Source organism: Inhella sp., assembly GCF_027532025.1.
GTDB lineage: Bacteria > Pseudomonadota > Gammaproteobacteria > Burkholderiales > Burkholderiaceae_C > Inhella.
This window is the reverse complement of sequence record NZ_JAPZSY010000018.1, coordinates 1-12,786: the sequence shown is the minus strand read 5'-3', so window position 1 is coordinate 12,786 and position 12,786 is coordinate 1. Positions and strand designations below refer to the sequence as shown.

Sequence of the window (12,786 nt, the reverse complement as noted above, 5' to 3'; positions counted from 1 at the left end):
TTCCGATCTCTTCTTCGCCGGAGCGGCCTTCTTCGCCGGAGCAGCCTTCTTCGCCGGAGCGGCCTTCTTGGCCGGAGCAGCCTTCTTCGCCGGAGCGGCCTTCTTCGCCGGAGCAGCCTTCTTCGCCGGAGCGGCCTTCTTGGCCGGAGCGGCCTTCTTGGCCGGAGCGGCCTTCTTGGCCGGAGCGGCCTTTTTCGTTGCAGTTGCCATGGTTATCTCCTTGATCAAGGGAAGAACACCGTCCGCCTACAACCGTATTGCGGCGGTACGGTCATTCACCGCCAAGAGGCCCTCACCGGGGTGAGAGCGCCTTGGCGGTGAATCTCGCAGACACTGGTTTCGCCGGACTTCTAGGGGCCCGGTCGGACCCAGCGTCAAACTCTTGTTGTGGGTTCGATCCTGTTTCGAGATCGACCAGGCACCCGCATGAACCATCAATCCCAGCTCAGCGCACCGCCGCTCTGGTACTCGATGACCCGGGTTTCGAAGAAGTTGCGTTCCTTCTTCAGGTCGATCATTTCGCTCATCCAAGGGAAGGGGTTTTCTTCGTTCGGGAACAGCGGGTCCAGGCCGATCTGGACAGCACGCCGGTTCGCGATGTAACGGAGGTACCCCTTGAACATGGCTGCATTGAGGCCCAACACCCCACGGGGCATGGTGTCTTCGGCGTAGCGGTACTCGAGTTCGACCGCCTGCAGGAACAGGTCCTTGATTTCGGCTTTGAACTCTGCGGTCCAGAGATGGGGGTTTTCCATCTTCAGGGCGTTGATCAAGTCGATGCCGAAGTTGCAGTGCATCGATTCGTCGCGCAGGATGTACTGGTACTGCTCGGCAGCGCCGGTCATCTTGTTCTGGCGGCCCATGGCCAAGATCTGCGTGAAACCGACGTAGAAGAACAAACCCTCCATCAAGCACGCGAACACGATCAGGCTCTTGAGGAGCTTCTGGTCGGCCTCTGGCGTGCCGGTTTGGAAGGCCGGATCCATGATGGCCTCGATGAACGGGATCAGGAACCGGTCCTTGTCCCGAATGGATGGCACTTCGTTGTAGGCATTGAAGATTTCGCCCTCGTCCAGCCCCAAGGACTCCACGATGTACTGGTAGGCGTGGGTGTGGATGGCCTCTTCGAAAGCCTGCCGCAACAAGAATTGGCGGCATTCCGGCGCCGTGATGTGCCGGTACGTGCCCAGCACGATGTTGTTGGCCGCGAGGGAATCGGCCGTGACGAAGAAACCCAAATTGCGCTTGATGATGCGCCGCTCGTCGTCGGTCAAGCCGTTGGGATCTTTCCAGAGCGCGATGTCTCGGCTCATGTTCACTTCCTGCGGCATCCAATGGTTGGCGCAGGTGGCGAGATACTTTTCCCAGGCCCACTTGTACTTGAAGGGGACCAGTTGATTGACGTCGGTTTTCGCGTTGATGATGCGTTTGTCAGCAACATTGACGCGGAACGCTTTGTCAGACGATGGGGCCGTTTGGACCGCAGTGACGCTGGCGCCGACCGGGGAAAGTCCAGTCATCGAGCCGGTGGGCGGGGCAGCAAAAGGTTTGCTGGTTTTGGCTTCGTCTTCCCAATGCAACATGGGGATTCCTCTTCTGTCAAATTATCAAATCAGCGATCACCAATCGCCAAGCGATTTCTTGTGAGCGAAGGCTTCAAGCGCGTGATTCCGTTGCACGTGGGCATCGAAAATCGAATAGGTCGAAAGGATTGAACGTTCGATTGTTCAATCGCTCCACCGAAAGCAGCCGCCCCGCGCAAGGCCGCGGAGCGGCGGGCACCCTCACTGGCAGGCTTCGCAATCCGGGTTGTCGATGCTGCAGAACTTCATGTCGGTGGCAGGCAGCGCCGGCTCGCTGGCGATGGCCGGCGAAGCGGCCGCGACCGTTGCCACCGGGGTGGCCGACACCGCATTGAGCTGTCCCGCCTTGGCCACCGTGCTTTTCTCGGCGTGCGTGGCGCCGATGGTGCGCAGGTAGTAGGTCGTCTTGAGGCCGCGCGTCCACGCGAGCTTGTAGGTCTCGTCCAACTTGCGGCCCGAGGCACCCGCCATGTAGATGTTCAGGCTTTGGGCCTGGTCGATCCACTTCTGGCGGCGGGCGCCGGCCTCGATCAGCCACACCGTTTCGATTTCGAAGGCCGTGGCATAGAGGTTCTTGAGTTCCTCGGGCACGCGATCGATGCGGCGCAGTGAGCCGTCGAAGTGCTTGAGGTCCATGACCATGACCTCGTCCCACAGGCCGAGCTTCTTCAGGTCGCGCACCAGGTACTCGTTGACCACGGTGAACTCGCCCGACAGGTTGGACTTGACCGAGATGTTGCCGAAGCTCGGCTCGATCGAGGCGTCCACGCCGATTATGTTGGAGATGGTAGCGGTGGGGGCGATGGCCACGCAGTTGCTGTTGCGCATGCCGTGCTCGGCGATGCGCTCGCGCAGCGAGTCCCAGTTCAGGGTGGCGCTGCGGTCGACATCGACATGGCCGCCACGGGCTTGCGCCAGCAGGTCCAGGGTGTCCAGCGGCAGGATGCCACGGTCCCACAGCGAGCCCTTGTAGGTGCTGTAGCGGCCGCGCTCTTCCGCCAACTCGGTGCTGGCCCAGTAGGCGTTGAAGCAGATCGCTTCCATCGAACGATCGGCAAAGTCCACGGCCTCTTGGCTGGCGTAAGGGATGCGCAGTTGGTACAGCGCGTCCTGGAAGCCCATGATGCCCAAGCCGACCGGGCGGTGGCGCAGGTTGCTGTCGCGGGCCTTCTTGACGGCGTAGTAGTTGATGTCGATCACGTTGTCGAGCATGCGCATGGCCACGCGCACGGTGCGGCGCACCTTGTCAAGGTCGACCTGGCCCTCCTTCAAGTGCTGGGCCAGGTTGACCGAACCCAGATTGCAAACGGCGATCTCGCTGTCGTTGGTGTTCAGCGTGATCTCGGTGCACAGGTTGCTGCTGTGCACCACGCCGGCATGCTGCTGCGGGCTGCGCACGTTGCAGGCGTCCTTGAAGGTGATCCAAGGGTGGCCGGTTTCGAACAGCATCGTGAGCATCTTGCGCCACAGGTCGCGCGCGGCCACCTTCTTGTAGGGCTTGATCTCGCCGCGGGCGGCGCGCTCTTCGTAGGCCACGTAGGCCTTCTCGAAGTCGGCCCCGAACAGGTCGTGCAGGTCGGGCGTGGTGCTGGGGCTGAACAAGCTCCAGTCCTTGCCTTCGATCACGCGCTTCATGAACAGGTCGGGAATCCAGTTCGCCGTGTTCATGTCGTGGGTGCGGCGGCGGTCGTCGCCGGTGTTCTTGCGCAGTTCCAGGAACTCTTCGATGTCCAGGTGCCAGGTTTCCAAGTAGGCGCAGACGGCGCCCTTGCGCTTGCCGCCTTGGTTCACGGCCACGGCGGTGTCGTTCACCACCTTGAGGAAGGGCACGACGCCCTGGCTTTCGCCGTTGGTGCCCTTGATGTGACTGCCCAGCGCGCGCACCGGGGTCCAGTCGTTGCCCAAACCGCCGGCGTACTTGCTCAGCAGCGCGTTCTCCTTGATGGCTTCGTAAATGCCGTCGAGGTCGTCGGCCACGGTGGTCAGGTAGCAGCTGGACAGCTGGGAGCGCAGCGTGCCGCTGTTGAACAGCGTGGGCGTGCTGCTCATGAAGTCAAAGCTCGACAGGACTTCGTAGAACTCGATGGCGCGGGCTTCGCGGTCGATCTCGTTCAACGCCAGGCCCATGGCCACGCGCATGAAGAAGGCCTGCGGCATTTCGATGCGGGTCTTCTTGATGTGCAGGAAGTAGCGGTCGTACAGGGTCTGCAGGCCGAGGTAGTCGAAGGCCAGGTCGCGTTCGCTCTTCAAGGCGGCGGCCAGCTTGGCCAGGTCGTACTGGGCCAGGCGGGGGTCGAGCAGCTCGGCATCGACGCCCTTCTTGATGAACTTGGGGAAGTACTCGAGGTAGGCGGCGCCGGCCTCGGCCTGCGTGACTTCGCGGCCGAGGATTTCCTTGCGGATGGTGTGCATCAGCAGGCGGGCGGTGGCGCGGGTGTAGCCAGGCTCCTTTTCGATAAGCGTGCGAGCCGACAGGATGGCGGCCTTGTAGACCTCGTCCAGGGGCACGCCGTCGTACAGGTTGCGCTGCGTTTCGGCCAAGATGGGTTCGGGACGCACTTCCGCCCCCAGGTCGGCGCATGCCGCAGCGATCACACCCTGCAAGGCGGCCAAGTCCAACGGGCGGCGTTGGCCGTTGTCGCTCACGAAGAGGTCGGCAACGACGGGCGCGGCCACCGGCGCTTCGCCCTTGGCGGCCCGCTCCGCCGACCGACGCTCGCGGTAGAGCACGTAAGCGCGGGCGATTTCATGGTGACCGCCGCGCATCAGCGCCAATTCGACGTGGTCCTGCACGTCTTCGATGTGGAAGGTGCCCCCACCCGGGCGCGAACGCAGCAGGGCGCGAACGACCGCCTCGGTCAGGCCGTCAACGGTTTCGCGCACGCTCGCCGACGCCGCACCTTGCGCCCCGTGCACCGCCAAGAAAGCCTTCATCAGCGCCACCGCAATCTTGCTGGGCTCGAACGAGACCACCGCGCCGTTGCGGCGAATGATCTGGTAAGCCGTGTAAGCGCTGGGCGCACTCGCCAGGTCGGCGGCATGCGGGGCCAAACGCGGGGCATCAGCGGTGCTGCTGTGGATGCTTTGCATGGAGGATCCTTGAATCAAAAAACACAACCACGGGCCGCCTCTGGCGACGGCCCGACCGAAAGAGCATGGGGTGACGGCGAAGCGCAGCCCATCGTCCAAACTGGGGCCCCAAACCCTCTCTGGGGAGCCCGTGGCGGGCTGCCGGGGCGCTGGGCCAAGCGGAGGTCGGCAAAGGCGCCGACCCGCGTTGCTGGCTGCTGCTCGTCAAGAGAGGTCAGGATAGCACGGCCACTATATCTAGTGCCTCCTGGCGCCTCAACCACTATCCCTAGCGTGCTTGCCCGCTTGACAGGCTCAAAAAATCCGCCATGTCGGCGGACTGAAATGCCCATTCAAACGGTCCGCTGGGCCGCCACCCCGCATGGCGCCGTGAGTGCCGGGCCCGACCCACGCAAACAAGGGGCCCGGCAGGCCCATTGCCCCGGCGCAGGCCCTTCATTCCGTGTTCACGTCGGGGAAACGCCGGGGCGACCAACGCACCCGCCGACGCAGAGCGCGCCAGTCAAAGCCCGGCCCAGGGTCGGTTTTTCGCCCGGGCGCGATGTGCTCGTGGCCGGTGACGGCGCGCAGCGGACACAGGCGTCTCAGGGCCCGCAACAAGGCCGTCAGCGTGCGCATCTGCGCCGGCTCGAAGCCGTCGGCGTCGCAGCCCTCGAGTTCGATGCCCACCGAAAAATCGTTGCACCCCGAACGCCCCTGAAAGCTGGAAACACCGGCGTGCCAGGCCCGGCGGTCGACGGGCACGAACTGGAGGCAACTGCCGTCGCGACGGATGAAAAAGTGCGCCGACACCTGCAAGCCGGCCAGGTCGGCGAGGCGGGCGTCGGTTCGAGTGTCCAACCGGTTGAGGAACAGGTCCTCCACCTCAGGGCCGCCGTACTCGCCGGGCGGCAGGCTGATGGCGTGCAGCACGACGAGGTCGATGGCCATGCCGTCCGGCCGCGGCCCCTGGTTGGGGGATGGGCTGGCGCGTGCCGACGTCCACCAACCCTCGCGCCACGCCACCGGGGCTTCAGCCACCGCCGTCCCCCTCGGGACCTCCGATGCCCAGTCGCGCCATGCGGTAGCGCATCTGCCGAAGCGACAAACCCAGTGACGCCCCGGCCGCCGTTCGGTTGAAGCGGTGGGCGGTGAGCGCGCGCTCGAGGATGCCACGCTCGACCCCATCCAAGTAGACCGCGAGATCGCGGGGCAAGGGAGCGTCGGCCGGCAACAGCGCCGTCGCCGCCGGCTCTTGGGCCGCTTGTTGGGGGGCTGGCGTCAGCCCTTGGGCATCGGGAAGGTCGAGGTCTTCGGCCTGCAGCATGTTGCCGCCGCACAGAGCCAAAGCGCGGTGCAGCACATTTTCCAGTTCGCGCACATTGCCTGGGAACGCGTAGGCTCGCAAACGGTCCAGCGCCGACGCGTGCAGGCGAGGCACGGGATTGACGCCGGCATCGCCGGCGATGCGCGCGAGCAGCGCTTGGGCGATGTCATCCAAGTCCTGCAGCCGCTCCCGCAGTGGCGGCACTCGGATGGGGATGACATTGAGCCGGTAGAACAAGTCTTGTCGAAACCGACCCGCGGCCACTTCGGCCGCCAAGTCTTTGTGCGTGGCGCTGACCAAGCGCAGGTTGACGGGGGTTTCCGCCACCGCGCCCACCGGACGCACGCTGCGCTCTTGGATGGCGCGCAGCAGCTTGCTCTGCATGGCCAAGGGCAGGTCGCCGATCTCGTCCAAGAACAAGGTGCCCCCTTCGGCCGCCTGGAAGAAGCCCTCGCGGTCCTCGGCCGCCCCCGTGAAGGCGCCCTTGCGGTAACCAAAAAACTCGGCCTCCAGCAGGTGCTCGGGGATGGCGCCGCAGTTCACCGCCACGAAGGGCGCCCCCGCGCGCGGCCCTTGGCCGTGCACCGCGCGTGCCACCAACTCTTTGCCCGTGCCACTCTCGCCCTGCAGCAGCACGGGCGCCATCGAACGGGAGACCTTGTCGATGAGAGCCCGCACCTGTTGCATGGCCTCGCTCTCGCCGGCCAAGCGGGCCAAGGCGGGGCTGCGGCTGGCGGCGGGCACGGGCGCGTCGCGGCGCGCCGGGGCAGCGCCGCGCCCCGTGGCGGTGGCAACCACGCCGCGGAACTGCCTCAAGTCGACGGGCTTGGTGAGGTAGTCGAAGGCGCCTGCCTTGAGCGCCTCAACGGCATTCTCGGCAGAACCGTGGGCGGTGATGACGATCACCCGCTCGGATCGCTGCTCGCGCTCCAGCCACGCCAGCACGTCCAGACCCGAGCCATCGGGCAGGCGCATGTCGCTGATGACGGCGATGAATCGCTCGGCCTGCAGCAGCTGCAGGGCTTCGGCCACGGTGCCCGCGCTGGCCAACTCGTAGCCCTCGCGCAGCAGGGTCAGCTCGTACAAGGTTCGCAGGTCGGGCTCGTCGTCGATGACGAGCAGGCGGGCAGCTTGGGGGTTGGGCATGGTCAGCGAGATTCTGCGGCCGGCAAGGCGCGCATGGTCACGACGAATCCGATGGCGGGCACGCCACGCTCCATCAGGGCCTGGTAGTCGATGCGGGCGCCGTAGCGTTCGCACAGTTCGCGGCAGATGGTCAAACCCAAGCCCGAACCGCGACTGCGGGTTGAATAAAAGGGTTCAAACAAGTGACGCTCGACCTCGGGCGGCAAAGGCTCACCCGGGTTGACGACACTCAGCCGGAGGTGGCGGTCGTCGGCCGGACGCAGGCTCACCTGCAGCCAAGCGGGCGACGCCTCCTGCGCATGCCGCCAGCCGTTGTCCAGCAAGTTGATCAAGACCCGGCGGAGGTGGTCCGTATCGAAGGCCACTCGGGCGCCATCGGCATCGACTTGACACGTCAACGCCCCTTGCGGCCCATGGCCTTGGGCATGAAGCCAGTCGGCGCACACCTCGGTCAGCAGCGGACCGGGGTCCAGCGGCGGGGCGTCGGCCGGCAACGGTGCCGCCAGCAGCGCCACCTCGTCGACGATGCGTTGCAAGCGCTTGACGTTGCCCTCCACCATGGTGGCCAGGCGCAAGGCAGGGGCATCACCCGCCAAGTCTTCGGCCAACAAAGCGTTGGCTTGGGCGATGGCCGACAGGGGGTTGCGAATCTCGTGCGCGATGCTGGCCGACATGCGCCCCATCGACGCCAGTTTTTCCTGGCGTGCGCGGGCCACCAGCGTGGCATGGTCTTCGAGGAGCAACAGGCAGAGGTCCTCGGCGCCGTCGGATTCCGCGCTGCGAATCAGGCGCAAGCGCACACGCAGTCGCCGCGAGGGGCCATCGGGCCAGCGCAGTTCGGCATGCGCACGCTCTTGCCCTTGGGGTCCCTGCTGCCAAGCGCGCTCGACGGCCGCCTGCAATTCGCCCCACGCCGGCACCTCAGCCAAATGGAAGGTGGTGGCGGCCACCGCCTGCTGCCGCCCCAGCAGGGCACGCGCGGCGGGGTTGGCGGCGCGCACGATGCCCTCGCGATCGAGCACCAGCACCCCCTCGCGCAGTTCGTCGATCACCAATTGGTTCAGGGCCGACTGCTGTCGGGCGTAGGCTCGACTGCCCTGCGCCGCCAGCTGCTCACCCGCCAAGCGCTCGGCCAGTTCGGCACTCAGCCAGGCCACGGCGAAGTAACCCATGCCCGCCAAACCCGATCCGGTCCAGCGTGTCGACCAGTCAGGCGCTAACAAGCCCGCCCACAAGGAGCCACCCAGCAATCCCAAGGTGGCCATGGCGGCAGCGCCCCAGGCCATGCGCCTTGGCGCCAGCACGCTGCTCATCAGCACCGGCAGGATGTACAGCGCCGGGAACGGCACGGCTGAGGCTGGCTCGAGAGCCTGCAGCGTGGCGAAGGCCAGCACGTCCGCGCCGATGGTGGACCACCACCGCCAGCCGCGCAGGGCGTCGTGGCCCTCTTCGGGGCGCCCCTGCCACCAAGCGGGACGGATCACCGGCACCAGCGCCCAACTCGCGTACAGGGCGCTCCACACGAGCCCCTCCCAACTTCCACTCGAGGTCAGCACCTGAGCCACCCCCTGGGCCCCGACCAGGGCCAAGGCCAGCGCGGCGCGGGCACGCAGGAAGCCGCGCATCAAGCGCAAGAACGTGTCGTGACCGTCCTGCGGACGCCGGCGGGACGGAGCGCTCCAGGCCGTCACGGCGCGGGCGGCTCGGTGGGCTCGTGGATCGCGCGGTGCTCGGCGCTGCAGTAGGTGCCGCCACGACCAGGCCAGCCCATCGACACGGGGGTGTGGACCCCGCAATGCGGGCAACGCACCATGGCCTCGCGGTCGGGCTGCGGGGCCGAGGCAGCGTGCGGGGATGGGGGCGCCGCAGGCGGCCGCCGGCGCGACCACCATACGAACAACACGACCAGCGCCGCGAGAACGAGAAGAACGCGCAACAGCATCCGCGTCAGTCCCTCACACCGACCGGCCCAACAACACCTGCAGCACGAAACGCGAACCGGCGTACGACAACAGCAACAGGGCGCTGCCGAAGTAAACCCACCGCGCTGCCTGACGCCCGCGCCAACCCAGGCGCCATCGGCCCAGCCAAAGCGCCGCCAGAACGCCCCAAGACAGCAGCGCAAACACGGTCTTGTGGTCCCATTGCCAGCGCGGCGAGAACCAGGCCCCCAGGGCCAACGCCGCCCCCAGCACGACCACGCTGCCCGCCACGTACTGGAAAGTCAAACGCTCCAACCGCAGCAGCGGCAAGCCCGGCCCCACGGCCGGTCGGGCACTGCGCAGGTGGGCTTCAGCGCGCTGCATCAACCACGCGTGCAACACCGCAGCACCCACCAAGCCGTACGACGCCAAGCCCAGCGCCCAATGCAAGGGAGCCCAGGGCGAACTGGCTTGGTGCGACTGACCCGGCAAGGTCCACGCCAAGGCGACCGCGGCAGCGGCCAGCAGCGCCAGCGGCCGGCGCAAGGCCTCGAGCGGCAGCATGCGCCCCTCGAGCAAGGCCACGGCCATCACCAACCAAACGGTGAGCGAGAGCGCGGGGCCCACCCCGAAGCGGGCTCCCGCGGCCCCATCGCCCAGGCCCCCGATGTCCACCAGCAGCGCCACAGCCTGCGCCGCCCAGCCCAGGCCCAGCCAAGGCATGGCCTGCGCGCCGTGACCACGCCAGGCGGCCAAGGCATAGGCCAGCAGGGCCAGGGCACTCGCAAGGGTGAGGGTCAAGATGGGCTGGTGAGCGACGCTCACTAAAATCGACCGATCTAGTTTACGGGTGCCCTCTGGGAAAGCGGGCGCCGAGATCCCGATGGCCTCCACCCTTGCCGACCGCCTGAGTCGGCTGGTCAAGACGATGCGCGGCCAAGCCCGCATCACCGAAGACAACGTGCAGGACATGCTGCGCGAAGTCCGCATGGCCCTGCTCGAGGCCGACGTGGCGCTGCCGGTGGTGCGCGACTTCATCCAGCGCGTCAAAGACAAGGCGCTGGGCCAGGAGGTGGTGGGCTCGTTGACGCCGGGGCAAGCCCTGGTCGGCCTGGTGCACAAAGAACTCGCCGCCACCATGGGCGATGGCGTGGCCGACCTGAACTTGGCCACCCAGCCGCCTGCCGTCATCCTGATGGCCGGCCTGCAGGGGGCGGGCAAAACGACGACCACGGCCAAGTTGGCCAAGCACCTGATTGAGAAGCGCAAGAAGAAGGTGCTGACCGTCTCGGGCGACGTGTACCGCCCGGCGGCCATCGAGCAATTGAAAACGGTCACCGCGCAAGCCGGGGCCGAGTGGTTCCCCTCCACCCCGGAGCAAAAGCCACTCGACATCGCCCGCGCCGCGCTGGACCACGCCAAGCGCCATTACTTCGACGTGCTGCTGGTCGACACCGCCGGCCGCTTGGCCATCGACGAGGTGCTGATGGCCGAGATCCAGGCCCTGCACGCCGAATTGAAGCCGGTCGAAACCCTGTTCGTCGTCGACGCCATGCAAGGCCAGGACGCGATCAACACCGCCAAGGCGTTCAAGGCCGCTCTGCCCCTGACCGGCGTGGTGCTCACCAAACTCGATGGCGACTCGCGCGGCGGCGCGGCGCTGTCGGTGCGCGCCATCACCGGCGTGCCCATCAAGTTTGCCGGGGTCAGCGAAAAGATCGACGGCTTGGAGCCCTTCGACGGCGAGCGCCACGCCGGCCGGGTGCTGGGCATGGGCGACATCGTGGCCCTGGTCGAAGAAGTCACCAAGAGCGTCGACCTGGACGCGGCCAAACAACTGGCCGACAAAATCAAGGCGGGCGACAGCTTCACGCTGGACGACTTCCTGATGCAGCTGTCGCAGATGCAGAAGATGGGCGGCCTGTCCAGCTTGATGGACAAACTGCCGGCCCAGATGGCGGCCAAAGCCGGTGCCGACCAAATGGAACGCGCCGAACGCGACATGCGCCGCATGCGCGGCATCATCCACTCGATGACGCCGCTCGAGCGCCGCAAGCCCGAACTCATCAAGGCCACACGCAAAAAGCGCATCGCCAACGGCGCGGGCGTTCAGGTGCAGGAGGTCAATCGCTTGCTCAACCAGTTCGAGCAGATGCGCGACATGATGAAAAAGATGCGCGGCGGCGGCCTCATGAAGATGATGAAGCGCATGGGGGGCCTCAAGGGCGGTGGCGGGTTGCCTGGCTTCTGAGCCTGCTGCGGAGACGAGGCGTCACCAACCGACACCTTCGGTCACACCTGAGCCGCCCCATGGCGCGTAGCCTGATGGGCATGTCCATGCACTTCCCCACAGCCGCAACGCCGTTCGGCAGCGCTTGCGAAACGCCCTCGGCCCCCTGGTGGCAGCCCCAAAGCTGGCGCCAGTGGTGGGTGGCCCGTCGCACCCCCGAACCCGTCCAAGCCCAGGGGCCGGACCGGCCCCATCGCGACGAAGACACCGTCGCGGCATGGCCCCCGGAGGCCGCCAGGGTCCTGGGTCAGGCCGAACGCCGAGTGCACACCGCCTTGATCGCCGCCTGCCCCGAACACTGGGTATGGCCCCAGGTGCCGCTGTCTCGGCTGGTTCGCGTGCCCACGCGCCGTTCGTACGCCGAGTGGGTGGCCCGCACCGGCTACTTGAGCGCCGACTTCGCCGTGTGCGACTTGGCGAGCCGGCCCGTGGCCGTGGTGCTGATGCCGGTTGAAGGGCTGAGCGCCCGCGCCCTGCGACGCCGCGTGCGCTTGGCTCGCGTGCTGCAAGCCGCCGGCGTTCCCGTCTTGGGTTGGGACGCCGAGCGCTACACGAGCACGGCGGCGCTGCGCGCCGCGATCAACTCAGCAAAGCCTGCGCAAACTCTCTTGCCTTGAAAGTCTGCAGGTCTTCCAGCTTCTCGCCCACACCGATGAAGTAAACGGGGACGGGGCGCTCCCTCGCGATGGCGGCCAACACGCCGCCTTTGGCCGTGCCGTCGAGCTTGGTCACCACCAGCCCCGTCAGCTTCAAGGCGTCGTCGAAGGCCTTGACTTGACTCAGGGCGTTTTGGCCGGTGTTGCCATCCACCACCAGCAACACCTCGTGCGGGGCGTCGGCTTGGGCCTTGGCGATGACGCGCTGGATCTTCTTGAGCTCCTCCATGAGGTGCAACTGGGTGGGCAGCCGACCCGCGGTGTCGGCAATCACCACGTCCACACCACGGGCCTTGCCGGCATTCACGGCGTCGAAACTGACCGCAGCCGGATCGGCTCCTTGCTGACTGACGAAGTCCACCGAACCCCGAGACTGGCCATCGGCACGGTGGGCCCACACCGCCAGTTGCTCTCGGGCCGCGGCGCGGAAGGTGTCGGCCGCCGCCAACAGCACGCGCTGGTCGGCATCCAGAAGGTGACGGGTGAGCTTGCCGATGCTGGTGGTCTTGCCGGCCCCGTTCACGCCCACCACCATCATCACCGTCGGTTGGTGGCGGCCGATTTCCAGGCCTCGCTCCAGCGGTTGCAACAGCTCGGTCAGCACGTCGGTCAGCAGGGCCTTGACGGCCTGCGGCTCGGTGGTGCGGCTGTCGCGCACACGGCGCTTGAGTTCGTCCAGCAGGTGCTGGGTGGCCTTGACACCGGCGTCGGCCATCAACAGCGCCTCCTCCAGCTCCTCGTACAGCCCATCGTCGATGCGGGCGCGGCTGAACACGCCCGCGAGGCTCAGCCC

Annotated in this window: 11 protein-coding genes; 2 read left to right on the top strand and 9 right to left on the bottom strand. The window is 66.7% G+C overall.

Going from position 1 to position 12,786, the window contains the following annotated elements; translation table 11 throughout:
• The 8 genes from O9335_RS04105 to O9335_RS04075 form a co-directional block, all read right to left on the bottom strand.
• Positions 1-228, bottom strand: a 228-nt coding sequence (locus O9335_RS04105; RefSeq protein ID WP_298383955.1) for a hypothetical protein, incomplete at its 3' end; no start/stop codon positions are given.
• Positions 229-434: 206 nt separating this feature from the next.
• Positions 435-1,583, bottom strand: a complete 1,149-nt coding sequence (locus O9335_RS04100) for a ribonucleotide-diphosphate reductase subunit beta (protein ID WP_298383952.1) — start codon at positions 1,581-1,583, stop codon at positions 435-437.
• Positions 1,584-1,784: 201 nt separating this feature from the next.
• Entirely contained in the window at positions 1,785-4,673 is a 2,889-nt protein-coding gene (locus O9335_RS04095; protein ID WP_298383949.1) for a ribonucleoside-diphosphate reductase subunit alpha, read from the bottom strand.
• A 435-nt stretch (positions 4,674-5,108) separates the two neighbouring features.
• The gene (ampD, locus tag O9335_RS04090; protein ID WP_298383946.1) at positions 5,109-5,693 is read right to left on the bottom strand and encodes a 1,6-anhydro-N-acetylmuramyl-L-alanine amidase AmpD; all 585 of its coding nucleotides are present in this window, start codon (positions 5,691-5,693) and stop codon (positions 5,109-5,111) included.
• Positions 5,686-7,125 carry a sigma-54 dependent transcriptional regulator gene (locus O9335_RS04085; protein WP_298383943.1) on the bottom strand — a complete coding sequence of 480 codons (1,440 nt, stop codon included), beginning with the start codon at positions 7,123-7,125 and terminating at the stop codon, positions 5,686-5,688. Before O9335_RS04085 ends, ampD begins: the two co-directional genes overlap by 8 nt.
• A gap of 2 nt (positions 7,126-7,127) precedes the next feature.
• Complete coding sequence (locus O9335_RS04080) at positions 7,128-8,816, bottom strand: ATP-binding protein (RefSeq protein ID WP_298383940.1); 1,689 nt, start codon at positions 8,814-8,816, stop codon at positions 7,128-7,130.
• A complete protein-coding gene (locus O9335_RS16705; protein WP_367185398.1) occupies positions 8,813-9,067 on the bottom strand; it encodes a PP0621 family protein in 255 nt (84 codons plus the stop codon). The genes O9335_RS04080 and O9335_RS16705 overlap by 4 nt, the downstream gene beginning before the upstream one ends.
• Before the next feature lie 13 nt (positions 9,068-9,080).
• Positions 9,081-9,848, bottom strand: a complete 768-nt coding sequence (locus O9335_RS04075) for an inner membrane protein YpjD (RefSeq protein ID WP_298383936.1) — start codon at positions 9,846-9,848, stop codon at positions 9,081-9,083.
• Positions 9,849-9,930: 82 nt separating this feature from the next.
• On the opposite strand from O9335_RS04075, the gene ffh reads away from it, so the two are divergent.
• Both ffh and O9335_RS04065 read left to right on the top strand, forming a co-directional pair.
• The gene (gene ffh, locus O9335_RS04070) at positions 9,931-11,298 is read left to right on the top strand and encodes a signal recognition particle protein (protein ID WP_298383933.1); all 1,368 of its coding nucleotides are present in this window, start codon (positions 9,931-9,933) and stop codon (positions 11,296-11,298) included.
• Positions 11,299-11,357: 59 nt separating this feature from the next.
• On the top strand, positions 11,358-11,954 hold the full coding sequence (locus tag O9335_RS04065) for a DUF2726 domain-containing protein (protein ID WP_298383930.1): 597 nt from the start codon (positions 11,358-11,360) through the stop codon (positions 11,952-11,954).
• Here O9335_RS04065 and ftsY read toward each other — a convergent pair.
• The coding region (gene ftsY / locus O9335_RS04060; protein ID WP_298383927.1) for a signal recognition particle-docking protein FtsY at positions 11,917-12,786 on the bottom strand (870 nt) is incomplete at its 5' end. The genes O9335_RS04065 and ftsY overlap by 38 nt on opposite strands.

Excerpts from the sequence above, each read along its gene's own strand:
- O9335_RS04095 (WP_298383949.1), bottom strand. The coding sequence starts at position 4,673 with ATGCAAAGCATCCACAGCAGCACCGCTGATGCCCCGCGTTTGGCCCCG.
- O9335_RS04065 (WP_298383930.1), top strand. The coding sequence starts at position 11,358 with ATGGCGCGTAGCCTGATGGGCATGTCCATGCACTTCCCCACAGCCGCA.
- O9335_RS04100 (WP_298383952.1), bottom strand. The coding sequence starts at position 1,583 with ATGTTGCATTGGGAAGACGAAGCCAAAACCAGCAAACCTTTTGCTGCC.
- O9335_RS04085 (WP_298383943.1), bottom strand. The coding sequence starts at position 7,125 with ATGCCCAACCCCCAAGCTGCCCGCCTGCTCGTCATCGACGACGAGCCC.
- O9335_RS16705 (WP_367185398.1), bottom strand. The coding sequence starts at position 9,067 with ATGCTGTTGCGCGTTCTTCTCGTTCTCGCGGCGCTGGTCGTGTTGTTC.
- ffh (WP_298383933.1), top strand. The coding sequence starts at position 9,931 with ATGGCCTCCACCCTTGCCGACCGCCTGAGTCGGCTGGTCAAGACGATG.